This is a genomic window from Breznakiella homolactica (genome assembly GCF_016616095.2).
In the GTDB taxonomy this organism is placed as follows: Bacteria; Spirochaetota; Spirochaetia; order Treponematales; family Breznakiellaceae; genus Breznakiella; species Breznakiella homolactica.
The window spans coordinates 539,837-558,420 of sequence record NZ_CP067089.2 but is presented as its reverse complement, the minus strand read 5'-3'; the positions used below and the strand labels follow the sequence as shown (position 1 = coordinate 558,420).

The following is an 18,584-nucleotide window of genomic DNA, read 5'->3' as shown; positions in this document are numbered from 1 at the left end:
GATTGTAACCAGCAATTGAAATCCAACGGAGGAAAATATGAAAAATACCAACCTGAAAAAGATTCTATTTGACCTGGTCCTGGTGGTGCTCCTGGTGATGGTCTACAGCGTATCGGCCACGGGCCTGATTTTCCATGAAATAGCCGGCCTGGTTATCTTTGCCCTGTTCGGGGTGCACCTCTTCTACAACCGCCGGTGGATCGTCCAGGCGGGCAAACGGATCTTCGACAAAAACTTCAGTTCCCGGCAGCGGCTGCTCTACGTGGTGGACCTGCTTCTCCTGGTCTCCTTCCTGGTCTGCAGGGTCAGCGGCGTCTTAATATCCAAAGTGCTTTTTGGTCTCGAAGGCGCCATGGCCTGGAAAGCCGCCCACATGCTTTCGGCCATGCTGGCCCTGGTCCTCACCGGGGTGCACCTGGGGCTCCACTGGAAAATGATTCTCCACACCCTTAAGACCCGTTTCCCCATGCCCGTCGCGGCCCGGCGTATCCTCGCCGGAGGTCTCCTGGCCCTGGTCATGGTAAGCGGCGTGTACGGCCTCAACACTCTTGCGGCGGAAAAGGCGGAGCACCAGAAGATGCGCCAGCAGTACATGGCCGGCGGTGTTCAGACCGAAGCCCCGGCTGAAACCTCCGGAGTAATGGCCGCCGCCGGCCCGTCCGGGGAGATTCTGGCGGCGGACATGGCGGGCAATAGCGGAACCGGCCAGGGCGGCGCCCCGGGAACCGGCGGAGGCCAGAAGGGACCCGCGGGCAGGATGGTATTCAATCCGTCCTCCACCGTGATTTCTTCGGCGGCGTATCTCGCTGTTCTGACGGCGGTTTCCGTGGTATTATACGCCATAGACAGCCTTTCGGGCCGGCGGAAGCGGAAAGGCGGCAGGACACCAACGGCCCTGGCGGCCTGCGGAAAAGCTTAAACCCTTTTACAGGATCCGCCCGGCGGAGTCGGCGTGACTTCCGCCGGGCGGTATAGTTTAAAAACAGACGGAGGAACTACCATGGTCCGGATACTGATAGCCGATGACGACGAAGACATCCGGCGGCTGCTTACGGTGCTGCTCACCGACGGCGGGTACCAGGTTATCCAGGCGGCGGACGGCCTCCAGGCGGTGGAACTTTTCGATGACCGGATCGACCTGGTGGTGCTGGACATGATGATGCCCGGTTTGACCGGCCTTGAAGCCTGCGAGGCCATCCGGAAGTCTTCCCCGGTGCCCATCCTTTTTCTTACCGCCAAGGGTCAGGAGTACGACAAGATATTCGGCTTCTCCGCCGGGGCGGACGACTACCTGGTCAAACCCTTCCACGCGTCGGAACTCCTGGCCCGGATCAAGGCCATGCTCCGGCGGTACCGGGAATACGGCGGCCGCCGGTCCGCCGAAACGGGACAGCCCGCCATTACGTTGGGGGGACTTTCCATTGATACCGAAGCCCTGCGGGTTTCCGTTGACGGGGAGGAAAAGGCCCTTACCGCCACGGAGTACCGGGTGCTGCTCCTGCTCTGCGAAACCCCGGGAAAGGTGTTCTCCGCGGAAAACATCTACGAATCAGTCTGGGGCGAACGGTACTACGACAGTTCCAACAATACCATCATGGTCCACATCCGCAAGCTCCGGGAAAAAATAGAGCGCGACCCCGGCAATCCCCGGTATCTTAAAACCGTATGGGGCATGGGGTACAAGGCGGACCGGGATGCCTAAACACCGGAAAAACCCCTTCCGCGCCGGAAGCCTCAAAGTGGAAATTCTCCTTCACCTCATTTTCTGCTTCTTCGCCGCGGCCCTGGTCTTCGGCCTTCTGGCGCTGGTCTTCTCCCACATTATTATGCCCTGGAGTGAAACCAGGTTTCTTGAAAAAGGCGCACAGCGAGCGGTACGGGAGTTCCAGGAGTTCGTCACCGCCGGGGGCATAGACTCCGGCGACAGCGAAGCCATTGAAACCTGGGACGGCGCCTCGGGCCAGTATCTTATCCTTCCCGTTGGGGAACTGCACCGGGGCCGGACCACCGGACCGGAGACTGTCTCCGGCGGCAGGAGCCGGAGCAAGCCCGAACTGGCCAGGCATTTCGCCGCCGTCACCTTTGCCGATGGGGAAGCCAGGGTGATGATTCTCCACACCGGCGTCTTTGCCCTGCGCAACCTGGGACTGATCATTTCACTGATATTATCCTTCCTGGTGTTCATCCTGCTGTTTTATATTCCCATAAAACGGAGGATAAACTATATTGTCGAGGTTGACCGGGGGGTCTCCCTGATGGAATCCGGCGGCTTAAACCACCGGGTTCCCGTTAAGGGCCGGGACGAGCTGGGCCATCTGGCGGAGAGCATCAACGCCATGGCCGGTACCATCGGCGAGCGCATCGCCGCGGAGGAACGGGCCGCCGCCGCCAACCGGGAGCTGGTGGGGGAACTCTCCCACGATATCCGCACGCCCCTGACGGTGATTCTGGGTTTTATTCCGCTGTTAAAAAAGAACGGCGATCTCCCGGATGAGCACCGGGAGTACCTGGGGATTATGGAAAGCAAGGCCGAAGCCATGCGCCAGCGTACCGAGGAGCTTTTGGACTACGCCACCCTGTCCTCGGGGCAGCAGCAGCCGGAAATGACCGACCTGGACCCGCGGGCGCTCCTGGACCAGTTTGCCGCGGAGCTTGCCTGCCTGGGGGATCTGCGGCGCTCCGGCTCCCTGCCGGAGGGGCTTAAGCTCCGGGGGGACTCCCGGCTCCTGTCCAGGGTGTTTGACAACCTTCTCGCCAACCTGCGGAACCACGCCGACCTGTCCGAACCGGTGGAACTGACGGTTACGTATGAAGACGGCCGCCTGGCGCTGGAGGTAACCAACGTGCTCAAGCCCCGGCCGTCCGCCGGGGGAAAATCCCTGGGGCTTAAGATCAGCGCTTTTATTATGGAGCTCCACGGCGGACGGGTGGAGACCGTCACGGAGACCGGGCGTTTCCGTACCCGGGTGGTTTTTCCAGTCGTTGAGGGGTAAGATTATACGGTCAATTCCAATCGCCCCTGCCTGCGGCGGTGAGGAGGAGAGCCACGCCAAGGAGGGATATGGGTGTTGGGGTGAGGAGGGATACATAAAGACTGATAGATAAAGATTGTTTAGTCAAACTTCCGGATAATATTAAATCTGACAAAAAATAATTTTAATTAGAATCAGTCAACGTTCCATTTTTTATATGATAGTCAATTTTTTTAGCTTTACAATAATCAATAACAATATGAACTTGTTCATTATAAAAATGTTTGTGTTCTTTATATGAAGAAATATCTTTATTATAATTTGTTCGGCCAAAAATAATTTTATCGGTAAAGCTTACTGCATCAAGTATTTCCTGCAAGTCTTGTTCAATGATATTCGGAGTAGGATAAGGCTCTATACTAACCCAGGTTTTGCATCCAGCTTTATGTAAAGTTCTTAATGAATCTAAGCGTTCCATATATGAAGAAGCTCCAGGTTCAGCTTTTTTTCTATAATCCTCATTCAATGATATTAAAGTAATTCCGTACTCATTTTCTTTAGAGTACTTGATAAGTTCTTTCGGCAATATGCCTTTTGTTAATATAGAACATTTAATCCCGGAGTCATTCACTTTCCCTATTATTTGTAATGATAATTTTTTAATTTCATCATACCCAAACATGAATGGGTCTGTAGTAAAACAAAGATGTAAAATATTAATTTTGTCTTTATATTTTGGAAGTTCTTTGTCTAAAAGTGATAAGGTATTTTCAACAATGATAGGTTCAAGCCATCCTTCGTAATCCTTAACCTTTTTAAATCGCTTAGCCAGGAGAAAAGCATAGCAAGGATATTTACATCCATGTGAACAACCCTGTACATGATTCATGGTGTAATCACCATATTCTACATTTGTTTTATATATCAGAGATTTTCTCTGCATATAATGAGTTACTTTCCTCATGGTACCCACTTTATACTTACTTTTTTATTTCTCCCCTCAGTCATATACGTTGCGGCTCTCCCCGTTTCCGTAAATGGAGGGTCTCGTTCTAATTCAATGCGATTAAGAGAAACAAGGTTGGCAACTACAGCTTTTGCAGCCGTTGTAGAACATATAGCCCCATACTCCACAAAAAAATCGGAAAGTACATCATGCAAAGACGTCCATTCTCTATAATTCGGTATGTGGGCTAATATTTTTTGAGATATATCACTTTCATCAATACTTAAATTATCAGGGCTTTCCTCCCATAATGTTAATTGTCCTCTATTCTGAATACCCTGTAAAGCTTGCCAACGATTACAGATATTATCCACCATTAATAAACATCCGTCCCGATGATTTGTTGCGTGAATCATACGATACTTCGGACGCTGTCCTTTTTTTATCCTTAATGGTAAATTAAGAACATATCTGTAGCTTTGGCGCAATCTCTTACAATATGCTTCTACAAACAAAGCCTCAGCCTCATATCCGTTGATAACCTTTCTTTTGTAGTCATTAATAATTTCTTGCCAATAATTACCACCCGCAATCTCATTAAGTTCCAATAATGAATTTTGAGACGTATCCAGCTGGGTTGATTCATATTCCACGAGATCATCAAAAACATTAGTAACATCATATGCTAAACCAAATACACGGCAAGCTTCACGGATAAAACCGAATGAATTGAAGTTAATTAGTAATTCAATTGTATTAAACCCATATTGAGCGAAATAGTCAAATAAAGAGCAGTGTAAGGCTTTTATCCCGTAAGGGTCTATATATAGAAACACATTACTTTTATTTTCTCCAGCAAGAATATTTATAATCTCTGTCTCATAGCATCCAGAAATTATCTCTACATTAGGATATGTAGCAAGATTTTGCCGCAAATCTTCAGCATAGTTTAAATCAATGAAATATGTTTTTATTTCTGTTTTCTCCATTGTAGTACTTGAAGTACATTCCTGGAGAATATCAAGCGCAATTAATGGTGAACCTGGGTTTCCATCCTCAAATTTACCTTTCCCAGCAAAACAATCAACATAAACAAGAGGGCGGTATGTATGTAATATTTTTGATACATATGGTTTAAAGTAACAACCAAGTAATTCATCTTTTACTTCTGACCACGGCTTTTTCACAACAAAAAAATTGTCATTCCGCATATTTAAATTATCTCCCCTCCAACATTTTAATAAGGTGTATTGGCGTAGGTTATATATATTTAAAAATAACTATTTTGTCAGCAGTAGCTATTGGCCCCCCAATAAACATATTTTTCTGTATTACATAGATATTTATTAATGCTTATTTAGAGAGCATATTTTCAGTCAAAAAACTCCTTCACATTGACCTTCAATACCTTGGCGATTTTCACCACCACATCAATGGAAGGGACAACTTTCTTGCTTTCGATATAGTACAAATGACTGCGGGAGATACCCACATCCTCAGCCAGATTCAGGACAGAAACACCCTTTTCCTTCCTCTTTTTGCGAATGTTATCTAGTACTTTTTCAGTCAGTTTTTCCATATACCTACTTGACTCTATTTTTAGAGTGTATATAGTAAGTAGTAATCGGGCGACTCTAAATATTGAGCACTTAAGGAGATTTGCTTAAAATAATGATAATATTGGATATACTGCGGGTTGCCTGTTCGAACCCAAGGAGGCCCCCCATGACCAAAACCTTAGACGACACGCAATACCAGGAGGTCCTGGACCTGGCGGAAAAACTCCAGTCCGGCTACCTCTTTATGTCCTCCACAATCTACGAAATGGCGGACAACACCATCAACTGCAGAGAAAAACCCCTGCCCTTTGAAATGTATAACGGTCTGGCCTTTATCCTGGAAATGATGTCGGAGAAAATGGGCGACCTCTACCGGTTGATCAACACCGAATAGAGGCCGCCCAAAGTTATAGGACTACATCTACTCTACACCCCGGCAGTCACACCTGCGTACAGGGTGCCCCCGTTGGCCTTGCCCTTCCGGCTGGCGGTGAGGTACACATGGAGGCTGTCCCCCTCGCCGAACCACACGGGCACGCTCACCATCACCGCGCCGCTGCCCTCGCCCCGGTCCACGGTGGTAAACCCGTAGGTATCCCCGGTCTCGTTGTAGACCACCACGATAAGCGTGTCGTGCCTATGGGCGGTGCCGTGCTGGCAGGGAGTGTAGCTCACCTTCACTGTGCCCGAAGCCGCCGAAGCGGTGGCGCTCATGTCCGTGGCCACCGGCAGGCTGCCGGAGAAGATCCTCATGGACTCGTAGCCCTTGGATTCATCGGCGATGACCTCCTGGTTCACTTGAGTAAACCGGTTGTAGGGGCTCATGTTCTTAACCGCCCGGGCCTGGTAGGGCTTGAGCACCCCCTCGTTGATGGCCGACCCAAAGAGGGTCACCTTTTTAAACTGGGACCGCACCGCCCGCTGGGCCTCGGTGTCCGCGTCCTTCTGCTTCACATAGGCCCGCACATAGGAAATCCCTTTCCACTTGGCGCCCACCATGGCGCCCACTTTGTTGCGGAGTTCACCGCTGACGATATTGGTAATTGCCATACCGTCCTCCTTTGTTTTTGATTATCCCCGGACAAGGACTCCGCGGAACATCCGCCGGGAGACCTTCAAACACTATCCTGTTTTTCCGCGCCGGGTAATATAACGGTAATTATTATTTTTGTCTTAAAAAAGGAATCCGTGTACCGGATTGTGGAAACCCATCTGGGAATTGAACGGGAGGTGATCGATTACCGGAAATGTGCAGAGGACGCGGCCCTGCCGCGGAGCTAAGCGAACGCAGGCCGGTGCCAACAGGAGCGGCGCAGAATGCGGCGTATACACGCCGTTAAATGAAATTGGGGTGCTTCGAAGATCACACCCAGTTTTCTAACTTCAGATTCTTTATTCTTTGAAACTCATTCGTGTTATTTGTTACTAATATTAAATTTCTCGAAATTGCCTGTGAAGCTATGTGCATATCATAGGGGCCAATTATTTCCCCTCTGTTTTCCAAATCAGCCCGTATCAGTCCATATACCTCGGCATCAATTTCATTAAAAGGAATTATGTCAAATCCCGATATAAAATGTATTAATGCTTCCCTATTCTTTTCACGAAACTTACTTTTCGAAACTCCATACTCTAATTCCGATACAGAAACAGATGATAGTTTTATATCTATCGGTTCCAGCGTTTTAATCTTTTCTATAACAACCTGAGGACGTTTATTTATTATATAAATGCAGATATTGGTATCCAATAAATACATTTATAATGATTCCCGTTTCTGCCTTTTAGGTTGCTTCCTACCGGATGATAAAAAATCATCGGAAAACTCATCAAGGCTTTTTTCAAACGCGTCCCAGGGGTTCTTTTTTGATAACAGAATTATTGTTCCGCCAATTTTCTGAACATATAATTCTTTTTCATCAACCTGATATTCTTTGGGAAGCCGTATCGCCTGGCTATTACCGCTAATAAATACTTTAGTACTTTGCATATCGTTACCTCAATCAAAGTATATACATAAATATATACAATGTCAAATGTCTTTATTGGTCTGCCAAATAATTGAATGCCGGCAATGTCAAAACAGGATGATACGGAAAACCCAGTCCCATCCTAATTAAGAATCGTAACCCCAACGGTAAGGTAGGCGGCGAAGCAAATCCAGGCCATGTAGGGAATAAGCAAAAAAGAGGCGGCGGGACTGGCCTTCCGGAATTCGATAAACGTAAGGACCAGAAAAACAGCCAGGCCCGCTATGACAAAGCATCCGGCCAGGTAATTAGCGGTTCCGAAAAACACGATGGACCAGATAAAATTAAGGACCAGCTGGATTCCGTAAAAAACCAGCGCTTTCCGCTTTTCCTTTCCCGGGGCCGTGACTGAAAATACTAAAGCTGCCGCAATTCCCATCAGGGCATAGAGAACAATCCACACGGGACCGAAAACCCAGCCCGGCGGGGTAAGGGGCGGCTTAGTCAGAAGTTCAAATTTTCCGCGGATATCCCCGGCCAGAACGGAAGACAGGAAACCCAGCGCTTCCGCGAGAAGCACACTGACAAAAGAAGCAAGAATTACGGTTTTTACATTGGTCTTGTTTTGCATGATTAATCCTTTTTTAAATAAATAATTTGTCCGAAAAAACACTTAAAAAACTTATTGTTTTTACAGTAAATAATCTCTCTCTATATTTATCGGCCAAAAAAATACAGTCTATTTAAGTAATTGTAAGTATTCTTCCGGAGTTTGTATTATTAAATCTTTCTCTTTATAATCTTTAATATTCCGAGTCAGCAATATTGAAAGGTTATTTTCCCGCGCGGAAAAATACTGGAGGCCATCTTCAAAATCATTGAATTTTGAGTTCAAGGCTAAATCTACGGCTTTTTCCCCTACCGGCAAAACATGAACCAGTAGCCTCAGTTTTCTTAATAATTCTTTTGCCTTTTCTATTCCCAATATTTTTTTTAAAATGTAAAAAACATTGGCGAATACAAGGGACGTTGTAAATAAATCTATTTTTCCCGTATCTCCAAGCGTAAATATTTCCGCCGCAAATTCATAGAAACCCTCTCTTTTACAGAGCAAATCCAAGACAATATCGGAATCTATGAATATTTTTTTACTCATATTTCTTTTCCAGATAATTTACATAATCAATATCATTTAAATCCTTTTCAGATACCACACCGCTTAATTCTTCAACCAGCGGAGAGTATCTTTTCTTTGGCTCCGTATCGGAAGTGAGATTTTTAAAATAATCTTCCACAAGTTTCGATAAGCTCCGGTTGTTCTTTTCCGCATACTTTTTTGCGGATTGGATCACGGATTTATCCAGCTTAAGTGTAAGTTTTGTTTCCATAAGCGCACTCCATATACGTATATAATAATACTTTTAATACGTATTGTCAAATAACATTCAACACCGGATAGAGGCCAAGCCGCAACGCACCCCGGGCGAACTGTTAGCGCGCAATCCTATGAATACCACGGAGCAAATCACTCTTTAACTTTCTTTAACCCAAACAAAACATTAAGCACAGGAATCCGGCTGAAAATCTCATAGAGGACAATTGAGGCGATCAGAGAAAGAACCAGCACCAACACATAATTCCAGATATACGGCAGAGCCAGCCCGGTGGTCAGCCAATAGGCAATGTAGGTCATGGGAACATAGTGAAAATAATACAGCCCGTAGCTCCGCTTTGTCATATAGGCGGTAAATGTATTGCTCCGGTTAAACCAGCGCCCGGCCGCGCCCAGTACGGCCAGTATCATAATCCAGGTATACAGCATAACCAGCCAGTGGTTGACCACCTGCTGAAAGGGCCGGCCCCAGGACATATATGTTTGCACAATCCCCAGAACGATTCCGCCCGCCAACAATAGAGGACTGTATGTTTGCAGCGTCCGCTGGATGTTCTCCTGGGAAAAGAGATAGTACCCCAGCAGGAACAGCAGGAGATACAGCCCAACCCGGAAGGTATAGGCGATGTACAGAACCTGGGCGGCCCCCAACACCGGGATATAGAGCAAAAGCAAAATTCCCAAACCGCACTTCCCCGCCCAGGTGTACAGACGGTCCGCCCGGTCCAGCCGCCTCACCAGCACCAGGACCAGGGAAACCACAAAGAGCTGCAGCAAAAACCACGACGGCCCCATGCCGTTCACCACCCGGACAAAAAACAAGGCCACCGGGGGCAGCGCCGAAAATACCTCATTCAGGTTATTTACCTCAAATGACAACGTGGCCACAAGGGGTCCAATGAGCACAAGGTAACTGATAAAGGGGAGCAGCAGCCGCATGACACGGTCTTTGACAAACTGGGAACTTGTCTTCTTTGCCAGGGAGTACTGCGCGGAGATTCCGGCAACCACAAACATACAGGGCATAAACCAGGGATACAGCAGGTACCCGATGGCATCCAGCGCCGGAATACCGGGGAAGTTATAACTCATCAGTGAGCCGTTGCTGCAGAAGGTGCTCACCGCATGAAACACCAGTACCATCAGTATCACAAACCAACGGATATTATCCAGATAAACCTTGCGCATGTTCAAGCCTCCTCACATTGACATTGTGCGCCATCTGCGCCACAATCAAAATATATGGCACGAGCCGGCGGCAAGCAATACATCCGCGGATAGTGCTTCATAATTGGCGGATATGTGACAGGAGGCAAAGAATGCAAAAGGGACAGCTCCATCCCGCGGCCACCCTCTCAAAAAACCTGCTGGCCAAGGGCCTGTTTTCGCTGATGCAAAAAAAGCCCTTTACGGATATTACCATCATGGAACTCTGCGAGGCCTCCCAGGTTTCCCGCCGCACCTTCTACCGCCACTTTGATAACACCGGCCAGGTGGCGGCCTATCAGACCAGGGGCATCATCGATGAGTTTACCGCGGCGATGAAGGAACAAAAAAACCGGCCCTACGAGGCGGTCATTGAAGCGTACTTTGTCTTCTGGAAAACCCACGCTCCCCTTCTAACCTTACTGAACCAGAACAACCTGACCTATGTGATCTTTACCCCCTACCTAACATCCCTGGGGGAACTGCCCTGGCTCTTTCCGCCCCATGGCGCGGATCACGCCAATCAGGAGGAGTATTTCTGCGTGCTGGCGTATCATTCCGGCGGCCTCTGGAGTCTCTTAACCTACTGGATCATGAACGGCTGCGCCCTGTCCGAGCGGACCCTGGCAGAAACGGTGGTAAAAAACAACAACGCCGGGGGCGGCGGTTATACTCAGGAGTGATTTTGACAATGAACCTCCCCCGTCCCGGCGTTAGGATTTATTCTGAACACACTCGAGATAGTCAGCCGCGGTGGTAATTTTTATTTTTTTATACTTTTGCAATACCAGTAAATCCTCATCCCCGGTTATGAGCCAGTCCGCCTTTCCAAGCAGGGCACATTCGAGAATGGCATTGTCCGCCCTGTCGCGGCAGACCCCTTTTACGCTGCCCTTGATAAGGACCTTATGGGTAATGTCTTCGATGGATTGGATAAAATAGTCTATCCCCTGCTCCGGCACCTTGAATTTCGGCCGCCTCAGAACCAGTGAAATTTCTTCCAGAATTTCATTGCATATATAAAGCTCATCGAGGCCTTCAATACCTCGTTCAAGAACCCTGCGCGGCTTCCCGTTCCAGAAGAAAGCGGAAATGAACACGTTGGTGTCTAGTACAACCTTCATTTCCGCTTTCTGACCGATTTAATTTCATCCATCACATCCTTTTCGGATAACTTATTTTTCGAAGCGGCGCTTTCGCCATAGGAAAAAATACTCTGCCATCGCTGCTTTCTTTCGATGTACATCCTGGCTGCTTCCCGGATCAACTCCGAACGGGAGCGGGACTCCATTTTGGCGATTTTATCTATCTGTTCCAATAAATCCTCCTGAAAGGATATATTTACGGTTGATACGGCCATGGCTGCCTCCTCCCTTAATAGAGTTGTTCGATAACCTAAGGCCCGTACCCGGGCCAGTTATCTGAACAACTTCCATTTAAAAACGCAATACTGTTTTTCAGACTTTGTTTGAAAAACAGTTTGCAAGACTTATGAGAAAACCGACCGGGTTATCTCATAAGTCAAATATACAAGGTTTGTATATTACTGTCAAATCACGTTCCATAGGGAGTGAGGCGCGTCCGCGGTATCTATCCATGTTTTGGAGAAGATAATAACTATTCTCCCTGTTACGATTCTTAGCCATATCGGTTAACGAAATATTACCTATTGGTAATGGGTCCACATCCGTATGACTTTTACGGCCTTTTCTTTTTCATATACCTGGTATACCAGGCGGTGCTGAATAGTTATCCTCCGGGAATAGGTCCCGGTTAAATCTCCTAAAAGCTTTTCATAGGGCGGCGGCGTTTGAAAAGGATTTTTTTTAAGTATTCCTATGAGACTTTCTATCTTTTCTTTGAGTCCCGCCTGCCCCGCTTTCCCGGCGTCTTTCTGCGCCTGTTTGGTAAAGACAACCCTGTACACGGCGTTACCAGGAAAGGGTGTCTGCGCCGTCTTCCAGTTTCTCTTTCATTCCGGAAATAATAGATTCCCTCATCCCGGGAATAGAGGTCAAATACAGAGTTTCCTGGATAGCCGCCCAATCCGACTCGGAAATCAGAACCGCGGAACCCTTTTTTCCCGTTATGGTAAGAGGCTCATGGGACTCCTGGAGTTCCTCAACAAGGGTGTAGAGATTTTTCCTTGCGTTGGTAATATTTATGGTTGCCATATTTCCTCCGTACGCTTTTACGTACACTTTTAATATACAGCGTATAACTGGCCCCGTCAAGGTATTTTGCCGTCATGGTATTATCGCATATAGTAAGTAAAGGGAGACACCGCGTTTTTGCTTCAACCAACCGCCCGGTTTTCCCAAATACCGCTCACCCGCTCCATAAAAATGCCGCCCGGGTAAGGCCCCCGCGGAAAAATCGCCGGGAGACTCACAAACTCTACCCCACATTTCCGTACCAGGTAATATAACGGTAATTATTATTCCCGCCTTATTAAATTGCGGCGGGAATTCCGATTGTATTAATTTGTCAGGCAAATAACTTACCTGACAAATCCGAATCTAAGGGGTATAAAGTCCCTCAAAAACCGCGCCGCCCGGTCCTATCCCGGCCGTGCACGGGAAAGAGGTACGGTACGGGTACGACTCGGGTACCTTTGCGATGGGGAAGAATTCCCCTCCAGGTGCGGAATCCGAATTTTCAGATTCCGCACGGTTGTTTTTTAATTGCGGTTAATGGGAATCCGACGGCGGTTGAGAGTATAATTGAGATGGAACCGCCAGGAGTTCCGCCGGGACCGTAAAAATTATTTCTTTTTAAAAACCTGAACGGCCTTGACTGCGACACGGTGTCGCACTTCATGATTAGACTTGTTCGATACCCCGGTTGGTTATCGAACAACTCTATGGGGTCCAGGAAAAGAAACGAGGGTATATCATGGAGCTGCGGACAGTAAGCCAGGTGTCAAGGGATTATGGAATTTCCGCGCGGATGCTGCGGTATTACGAACAGATGGGATTGCTCGAAAGCCAACGGAAAGGCGGGTACGCCTACCGGGTGTATGATGAAAAAAACATAACCCGGTTACGGCAAATCATTATCCTGCGTAAACTGCGCATCCCCGTAAAGCACATCATCAGCATCCTCAGCAACGCCGACGCCGCCCGCACAGTGGAACTGTTCCGGCGGAACATCAACGAGCTTGATAAGGAAATCACCGCCCTTTCCACGGTCAAATCCATACTCACGCGCTTTGTTGAGGAGATTAACGAAAAAGCGGATGTCAAGTTACAGCTCCTGGGGGATGAAACCCTGTTCTCCATGGTAGGCGCTCTTTCCTTTTCCAACAACCAGATCAAGGAAATCAAGGAGAATGTATCGATGGATGAACTGAACAAGGCCAGCGAAACCCTGGACAAATTGCTGGACAAGGATGTGCGGATTATGTACCTTCCCCCCATGACCGTGGCGGCCTGCCTCGCCAGCGGCGAAGGCTGCGAGGAAAAGGCGAACGGGGCAATCAATAAATTTGTCACCGACACCGGCCTGACAAAAATCAAGCCCGATTTGCGGCAATTCGGTTTCGACGCTTCCAAGGAGTTCCAGGGCACAGGGGTGCCCTCCCAGGCGTATGAAGCCTGGATCTCCATCCCTGACGATATGGAAGTGCCTGCCCCACTTATAAAACGGACCTTCCGCGGCGGTATGTACGCCGCCCATGTGCTGCGGGCCTGGGATTTCCAGGACTGGGTCCTCCTGCGGGAATGGGTCAACGCCAGCGGCAAATTCGATAACGCCTGGGGCGAACCCCGGTGGACCCCGGACGAAACCGGCTCCGGCCAGGGTTTTGAGGAACAGCTCAACTACTGGGTAAACGCCAAAAACGGATTCAAAATGGAAGACATGCAGCTTGATTTATTATTCCCAATCAGGGCAAAATAGATTAATGGACGATATTACCACCGGCTCAACCATACCCTTCGGTCTCTACTCCTGGCGGGTATTGGACACGCAAAAAAACAGGATGCTGGTTATCACCGAAGATATTATAGACCAGCGTCCCTACCATGACGCTTACACGGATATAACCTGGGCGGACTGCGCCCTGCGGAAATACCTCAACGGAGAATTCTACAACCGGTTCTCCGAAGCGGATAAAGCTAAAATCATTCCGATGGAAAACAAAAACCCGGACAACGAATGGTACAAAACAAAAGGCGGAGAATATACCAGGGATAAGATATTTCTGTTAAGCGTCGAGGAAGCGGTGTGTAAATACTTCGGGGACAGCAGTTCCAAACTGTACAGCCCGGGAAAAAACCAGCGGTACTGGTTTGAAAGAAAGGACGAAAACAACATCAAGCGGAAGGCGAAATACCAGGGCCGGGGCTGGTGGTGGTGGCTCCGGTCCCCGGGCCGCCTCGGGGTTAAGGCGGTGTACATCCACGGCGACGGCAACATCGGCATCCAGGGCAACAATATTTTGAAGGGCAACATCGCCGACGGCCGGTGCACCGGCGGCGTCCGGCCCGCCCTGTGGCTGAAGGTGTAGGCCTGGTTATACTTGACCGCGCAAACCTACTGCCGCCGCTTTCATTTTAATGTTACTGGAATCGGTGATAATAAAACATTCACTTTTAACCCCATCGATTTCGATGGGGTTACCATATTCACCAAACCCTGTTCAGGATAATCCCAGAACACTATTGACCTATCAGGTAAATATCTATATATTATATTGACCTAAAAGGTAAATCAGTATACGGAAACTAAATGATGGTAAAACTATTGGATTTGGAACCGCAACGGCGCGACGCTCTTTTGAACGCCGCCCTCAGGGAATTCAGCCTTAAGGGGTACGACGGCGCGTCCACCAATACAATCGCCAAAGAATCGGGGATGTCCAAAGCCCTGATGTTTCATTACGTTAACAGCAAGCAGGACCTGTTTCTTTTTGTGTATGACTACTTCGCGGAGCTCCTGGATACGGAATACTTTGACCGCATGGACTTAACAGAAAAGGATATATTCAGGCGGCTGCGCCAGTCCTATCTGCTCCAGATTGAACTGCTCAGGCAGTACCCCTGGATTTTCGAGTTCAACAAACTTTCAGCGGCCACCGGCTCAGATGAGGTAAACCGGGAGCTCAAAAAAAGGGCCCGGAAAAAACAGTCCGTCTGCGCCGCCGACATACTGGCTATGACCGACGACTCCCCGTTCCGGCCCGGACTGGACATTGCCCAATGCAAGCAGTTTATCCTCTGGGCCAATATCGGTTTTACTAATGACATACTGGAAGAAATGAGGAAGTCCGGCTATTCCGCCATGGACTATGCGCCTATTGTAGAAAAAATCGACGGTCATTTCGCGGAGCTCCGGAAAATATTCTATAAGACCGGAAAGGATCGGAAGTAATGGGTACAACAATATTTTACTTTTCCGCCTCGGGAAACTCCCTGCGGATCGCCCAAACCCTGGCGGCGGAAATGGACAGCGTTGCTCTCCTGCCCATGGCAAAAGGCCAGCCACGGGATTCCGCGGGCGGCGCCGGAGAAGCTGTCGGCTTTGTGTTTCCTGTTTACTTTAACGGCCTGCCCCGGCTGGTAAAAATCTTTATTGAAGAACTCGCCATATCGCCCGGCGCCTACTGTTTTGCCCTGGCCAGCTCCGGGGGCACCCGGTCAAATACCTTGAGCCAATTGGACGGCATCCTCGTTTCCAAAGGACTTCGCCTATCCTACGCCGATGAAATCACCGTACCGTCAAGTTACATTATCGCCCATCCCCTCCCCGGCAAAGAACGGATAGAAAAGCTCCTTGCCCGGGCTATGGTAAAAACAAAACGAACCGCGGCATCCCTTTCCCGCCGGGAGTTCAAGCCGGCAAAACCCAAGGCCCGGCTGTGGAGCAGTCTCGTCAACACCCATTTCCTCTATAAGAACGCGGACCAGTGGGACGAGCAGTTCAGGATTACGGAAAAATGTACCGGCTGCGGCCTCTGCGCCAGAGTATGTCCGGTCAAGAACATTACCATGGAACGGCGGTCGCCTATCTGGAATCACAAGTGTGAAAAATGCCTAGCCTGTCTCAACTGGTGCCCCTCAGCGGCCGTTGAGTATGGCAAGAGCACCGCAGGCCGTACCCGGTACCGCAATCCGGATATTACTATTGAGGACATGATAAGGAGAATAGGCCATGAAGAAGCCGAGGATTTTCACCACCACCTTTAACCAGGTGTATCCCCTCTACATCCAAAGGCGGAAAACAAGGGGCGGAGCAGGAATGAGGTAAACCAAATCATCTTCTGGCTCACCGGCTACGACCGGGATGGCCTGCAGTCCCGGCTGGATGACGGAACGGATCTGGAAACCTTTTTCGAAACAGCTCCGCTGATGAACCCCAAGGCTGCCCTTATAACCGGGATGATATGCGGCCACCGGGTGGAGGTGATTGAAGACAAGACCATGCAGAACATCCGCTGCCTGGATAAGCTGGTGGACGAACTGGCTAAAGGGAAAAGTATGGAGAAGATCCTGCGGGAGTAAACCCGTAGGCTGTCCAGGAACGTACTATGCGGTCCAGTTTTTTGAAGCGCTGCGGGAAATGGCGCGGGAGTATCATAATTGGCTTTAGAGAGGCAAAAGGAAAAGGAGATCCTCGCCGGCTTAACAGCCCTGTCCGGCAGTAAGGAAAATTGGGAAGCGGAGCTGGACCGGATTGTTTTACTGCTCGATTATCCTTCCGGAAAAATCCGGGCTAAGGCTCTGTGGTTTCTGGGGGAGATGGGACTTCGTCATCCCAATAAGGCCGAACCTCATATCCCGCGGATCGCCGGTTTTATTTCCGACGAAGACGAGAAGATACGGGAACGGGCCCTGGGCGCTTTGGGCCGGATTGGCCGGGGCAGATATGAACTCGCCGCACCCTATCTGGACGTTATGCTGGAACGGGCCCGGGACCGGGCGCCCCTGGTGAGGATGAACCTTATCTGGGCGGCGGAGAATATCGCCGTAAACCACCCGGAGGCCTTTGAAAATTCCATGGACCTGTTCGCCTCCCTCCTGGACGACGAAGCCGTCCGGGTCAGGATAGAGGCTCCGGAGCTATTCCGGGTTATCGGAAAACGGAAGCCCGCCATGGTGGAGCCTTACCTGGACAAGCTGAAAGCCATGGCCGAAGGAGATGAAAACCAGGTGGTCCGTATCCACAGCGCCGGAGCCGTTAAAGCGGCCATGAAAACAAAAGCATAAGGCGCCAAAATTCTCAAAGAACCGGTTTCCACGTCGGTGGGCAGCTGCGCCTTTATTGAGGCCCCCAACGGTGTGCGAATTTGCGTCATTCACCACTTTTAAGGGGAAGACCATGGGCGACACCCGGCGGGACATCCTGGACACGGCAAAAAAACTATTCAACCAGCGGGGCTACAACAATGTGTCCACCCGGGACATCGCCGGTGCCCTGGGAATCAGTAAGGGAAACCTCACCTACCATTTTAAGAAAAAGGAAGACATCATCGAAGCCATCGTGGCGGAATCCCCCGGTACCACCGGAACAAAGGCGCCGGAAACCCTGGGGGAGCTGAACGAATACTTCAGGGATATCCAGCGGACGGTCCGGGAGAACGCCTTCTACTTCTGGCACCACGCGCAGTTCGCCCAGATTTCCACAGCCATAGAGGACCTGCAGAAGGGTGTCTTCGGGAAAAACACCAAAACCCTGCTCAGGGCCTTCGGGATTTTCCGGGACGCCGGGTGGATACGGCCGGAAGCGTATTCCGGCGAATACGGCCATACCGTCGATACCCTGTGGCTTGTAAGCATCTACTGGGTTCCCTTCTGCAAATTAAAGGGCGTCAAGACTGACGGACGGTTCCTGGGGCAGGTATGGAGCGTCCTCTATCCCCTGCTGACCCACAAGGGCATCAGGATTATACAGGACCTGGGCATAGATACCGCCGGCCATAAAGAAAAACAGCCGGGCAGATAATCCCGGCCGTTTCGTTTCTGGTCTCTATTAATTGTTACACATAATTCGTTGCCAGAGAAACCGACAGCTCTTTTCCCGTGGCGCCGCTGTCCGTACCGTATCCAAGCGCCGCGGCGGATACCGGACGAAAGCCTTCAGGTACACCCATCTTCTCCCAGAGTTCCCGGTTTTCCGCCATGCCCACCGACACGCCCCAGATATACACGCTGTCAATGCCCAGATCCGCGGCGGCCAGCAGCATGTTCTCCACAATGCAGCCCGCGTTGGCGTACTCGATGCCGGGGAATTTCTGTTCCGCGGAAGCGGAAACCACCACTAAAGCCGTGGCGTTGTACAAGGGATTGGTATCACTGTGCATCATCTGCCGGCCCGCCTGCGCAACGGTATCCAGCGCCGCGGGATCCGCGATCACCGTCAGATGGAGGGACTTGTAATCTGCCCCGCCCACCGGGGCCGCGCATCCGGCGGCCACAATAGTATCCAGGTCCGCCTTGGCTATCCGTTTATCCGGATTAAAACTTCTGGTGGATTTCCGCGCCGCAATCGTTTTTAACGTTTCCATGTAATGCTCCTTATAATGGGCGCCTATATAAA

Annotated in this window: 27 protein-coding genes; 12 read left to right on the top strand and 15 right to left on the bottom strand. The window is 49.7% G+C overall.

Features of this window, described 5'->3' with window-relative positions:
- The first annotated feature begins 37 nt into the window (after positions 1 to 37).
- From JFL75_RS02825 to JFL75_RS02815, 3 genes are all read left to right on the top strand, one after another.
- Positions 38 to 919 (top strand): DUF4405 domain-containing protein, encoded by an 882-nt coding sequence (locus tag JFL75_RS02825; protein WP_215625183.1) that lies wholly within the window; start codon positions 38 to 40, stop codon positions 917 to 919.
- 81 nt (positions 920 to 1,000) lie between these two features.
- On the top strand, positions 1,001 to 1,702 hold the full coding sequence (locus JFL75_RS02820) for a response regulator transcription factor (protein ID WP_215625182.1): 702 nt from the start codon (positions 1,001 to 1,003) through the stop codon (positions 1,700 to 1,702).
- Positions 1,695 to 2,993, top strand: a complete 1,299-nt coding sequence (locus JFL75_RS02815; protein ID WP_215625181.1) for a HAMP domain-containing sensor histidine kinase — start codon at positions 1,695 to 1,697, stop codon at positions 2,991 to 2,993. Before JFL75_RS02820 ends, JFL75_RS02815 begins: the two co-directional genes overlap by 8 nt.
- A 163-nt stretch (positions 2,994 to 3,156) precedes the next feature.
- Here the strand turns inward: JFL75_RS02815 and JFL75_RS02810 are convergent, their stop codons facing one another.
- From JFL75_RS02810 to JFL75_RS02800, 3 genes are all read right to left on the bottom strand, one after another.
- On the bottom strand, positions 3,157 to 3,915 hold the full coding sequence (locus JFL75_RS02810; protein ID WP_215625180.1) for a radical SAM protein: 759 nt from the start codon (positions 3,913 to 3,915) through the stop codon (positions 3,157 to 3,159).
- Positions 3,916 to 3,932: 17 nt separating this feature from the next.
- Positions 3,933 to 5,129 carry a three-Cys-motif partner protein TcmP gene (tcmP, locus tag JFL75_RS02805; protein WP_215625179.1) on the bottom strand — a complete coding sequence of 399 codons (1,197 nt, stop codon included), beginning with the start codon at positions 5,127 to 5,129 and terminating at the stop codon, positions 3,933 to 3,935.
- A 161-nt stretch (positions 5,130 to 5,290) separates the two neighbouring features.
- Positions 5,291 to 5,497, bottom strand: coding sequence for a helix-turn-helix domain-containing protein (locus JFL75_RS02800; RefSeq protein WP_215625178.1), 207 nt, complete (start codon positions 5,495 to 5,497; stop codon positions 5,291 to 5,293).
- A 146-nt stretch (positions 5,498 to 5,643) separates the two neighbouring features.
- On the opposite strand from JFL75_RS02800, the gene JFL75_RS02795 reads away from it, so the two are divergent.
- Positions 5,644 to 5,871: a hypothetical protein gene (locus JFL75_RS02795; RefSeq protein WP_215625177.1), complete on the top strand. Its 228-nt coding sequence runs from the start codon at positions 5,644 to 5,646 to the stop codon at positions 5,869 to 5,871.
- A gap of 32 nt (positions 5,872 to 5,903) precedes the next feature.
- Here JFL75_RS02795 and JFL75_RS02790 read toward each other — a convergent pair whose 3' ends face one another.
- From JFL75_RS02790 to JFL75_RS02760, 7 genes are all read right to left on the bottom strand, one after another.
- Positions 5,904 to 6,527 carry a DUF6266 family protein gene (locus JFL75_RS02790; protein ID WP_215625176.1) on the bottom strand — a complete coding sequence of 208 codons (624 nt, stop codon included), beginning with the start codon at positions 6,525 to 6,527 and terminating at the stop codon, positions 5,904 to 5,906.
- Between the two features lie 313 nt (positions 6,528 to 6,840).
- On the bottom strand, positions 6,841 to 7,236 hold the full coding sequence (vapC, locus tag JFL75_RS02785; RefSeq protein WP_215625175.1) for a type II toxin-antitoxin system tRNA(fMet)-specific endonuclease VapC: 396 nt from the start codon (positions 7,234 to 7,236) through the stop codon (positions 6,841 to 6,843).
- The gene (gene vapB / locus JFL75_RS02780) at positions 7,237 to 7,467 is read right to left on the bottom strand and encodes a type II toxin-antitoxin system antitoxin VapB (RefSeq protein ID WP_215625174.1); all 231 of its coding nucleotides are present in this window, start codon (positions 7,465 to 7,467) and stop codon (positions 7,237 to 7,239) included.
- A gap of 122 nt (positions 7,468 to 7,589) precedes the next feature.
- A complete protein-coding gene (locus JFL75_RS02775; RefSeq protein WP_215625173.1) occupies positions 7,590 to 8,078 on the bottom strand; it encodes a TspO/MBR family protein in 489 nt (162 codons plus the stop codon).
- 108 nt (positions 8,079 to 8,186) lie between these two features.
- Positions 8,187 to 8,603 carry a type II toxin-antitoxin system VapC family toxin gene (locus tag JFL75_RS02770; RefSeq protein WP_215625172.1) on the bottom strand — a complete coding sequence of 139 codons (417 nt, stop codon included), beginning with the start codon at positions 8,601 to 8,603 and terminating at the stop codon, positions 8,187 to 8,189.
- Positions 8,596 to 8,835, bottom strand: a complete 240-nt coding sequence (locus tag JFL75_RS02765) for a DUF6364 family protein (RefSeq protein WP_215625171.1) — start codon at positions 8,833 to 8,835, stop codon at positions 8,596 to 8,598. The genes JFL75_RS02770 and JFL75_RS02765 overlap by 8 nt, the downstream gene beginning before the upstream one ends.
- Before the next feature lie 137 nt (positions 8,836 to 8,972).
- Entirely contained in the window at positions 8,973 to 10,028 is a 1,056-nt protein-coding gene (locus JFL75_RS02760) for an acyltransferase family protein (protein ID WP_215625170.1), read from the bottom strand.
- Between the two features lie 131 nt (positions 10,029 to 10,159).
- On the opposite strand from JFL75_RS02760, the gene JFL75_RS02755 reads away from it, so the two are divergent.
- A complete protein-coding gene (locus tag JFL75_RS02755; RefSeq protein WP_215625169.1) occupies positions 10,160 to 10,729 on the top strand; it encodes a TetR/AcrR family transcriptional regulator in 570 nt (189 codons plus the stop codon).
- A 30-nt stretch (positions 10,730 to 10,759) separates the two neighbouring features.
- Here JFL75_RS02755 and JFL75_RS02750 read toward each other — a convergent pair whose 3' ends face one another.
- From JFL75_RS02750 to JFL75_RS02735, 4 genes are all read right to left on the bottom strand, one after another.
- On the bottom strand, positions 10,760 to 11,170 hold the full coding sequence (locus JFL75_RS02750; protein WP_215625168.1) for a putative toxin-antitoxin system toxin component, PIN family: 411 nt from the start codon (positions 11,168 to 11,170) through the stop codon (positions 10,760 to 10,762).
- Positions 11,167 to 11,406 (bottom strand): CopG family ribbon-helix-helix protein, encoded by a 240-nt coding sequence (locus JFL75_RS02745; protein WP_215625167.1) that lies wholly within the window; start codon positions 11,404 to 11,406, stop codon positions 11,167 to 11,169. Before JFL75_RS02745 ends, JFL75_RS02750 begins: the two co-directional genes overlap by 4 nt.
- A gap of 306 nt (positions 11,407 to 11,712) precedes the next feature.
- The gene (locus JFL75_RS02740) at positions 11,713 to 11,973 is read right to left on the bottom strand and encodes a Txe/YoeB family addiction module toxin (protein ID WP_215625166.1); all 261 of its coding nucleotides are present in this window, start codon (positions 11,971 to 11,973) and stop codon (positions 11,713 to 11,715) included.
- 4 nt (positions 11,974 to 11,977) lie between these two features.
- The gene (locus JFL75_RS02735) at positions 11,978 to 12,220 is read right to left on the bottom strand and encodes a type II toxin-antitoxin system Phd/YefM family antitoxin (protein ID WP_215625165.1); all 243 of its coding nucleotides are present in this window, start codon (positions 12,218 to 12,220) and stop codon (positions 11,978 to 11,980) included.
- Between the two features lie 721 nt (positions 12,221 to 12,941).
- Here JFL75_RS02735 and JFL75_RS02730 point away from each other — a divergent pair.
- The 7 genes from JFL75_RS02730 to JFL75_RS02700 all read left to right on the top strand — a co-directional run bounded on the left by JFL75_RS02730 (position 12,942) and on the right by JFL75_RS02700 (position 17,990).
- Positions 12,942 to 13,946, top strand: a complete 1,005-nt coding sequence (locus tag JFL75_RS02730) for a MerR family transcriptional regulator (RefSeq protein ID WP_215625164.1) — start codon at positions 12,942 to 12,944, stop codon at positions 13,944 to 13,946.
- 4 nt (positions 13,947 to 13,950) lie between these two features.
- Complete coding sequence (locus JFL75_RS02725) at positions 13,951 to 14,556, top strand: DUF6273 domain-containing protein (RefSeq protein WP_215625163.1); 606 nt, start codon at positions 13,951 to 13,953, stop codon at positions 14,554 to 14,556.
- Between the two features lie 221 nt (positions 14,557 to 14,777).
- Positions 14,778 to 15,419: a TetR/AcrR family transcriptional regulator gene (locus JFL75_RS02720; RefSeq protein WP_215625162.1), complete on the top strand. Its 642-nt coding sequence runs from the start codon at positions 14,778 to 14,780 to the stop codon at positions 15,417 to 15,419.
- Entirely contained in the window at positions 15,419 to 16,234 is an 816-nt protein-coding gene (locus JFL75_RS02715) for an EFR1 family ferrodoxin (protein WP_215625161.1), read from the top strand. The genes JFL75_RS02720 and JFL75_RS02715 overlap by 1 nt, the downstream gene beginning before the upstream one ends.
- Before the next feature lie 66 nt (positions 16,235 to 16,300).
- Positions 16,301 to 16,549: a DUF2200 family protein gene (locus tag JFL75_RS02710; RefSeq protein ID WP_223292827.1), complete on the top strand. Its 249-nt coding sequence runs from the start codon at positions 16,301 to 16,303 to the stop codon at positions 16,547 to 16,549.
- Between the two features lie 78 nt (positions 16,550 to 16,627).
- Positions 16,628 to 17,254, top strand: a complete 627-nt coding sequence (locus JFL75_RS02705) for a HEAT repeat domain-containing protein (protein WP_215625160.1) — start codon at positions 16,628 to 16,630, stop codon at positions 17,252 to 17,254.
- Between the two features lie 112 nt (positions 17,255 to 17,366).
- The gene (locus tag JFL75_RS02700) at positions 17,367 to 17,990 is read left to right on the top strand and encodes a TetR/AcrR family transcriptional regulator (protein ID WP_215625159.1); all 624 of its coding nucleotides are present in this window, start codon (positions 17,367 to 17,369) and stop codon (positions 17,988 to 17,990) included.
- A 34-nt stretch (positions 17,991 to 18,024) separates the two neighbouring features.
- On the opposite strand, the gene JFL75_RS02695 is transcribed toward JFL75_RS02700, so the two are convergent.
- Positions 18,025 to 18,552: a nitroreductase family protein gene (locus JFL75_RS02695; RefSeq protein ID WP_215625158.1), complete on the bottom strand. Its 528-nt coding sequence runs from the start codon at positions 18,550 to 18,552 to the stop codon at positions 18,025 to 18,027.
- Positions 18,553 to 18,584: the final 32 nt, after the last annotated feature.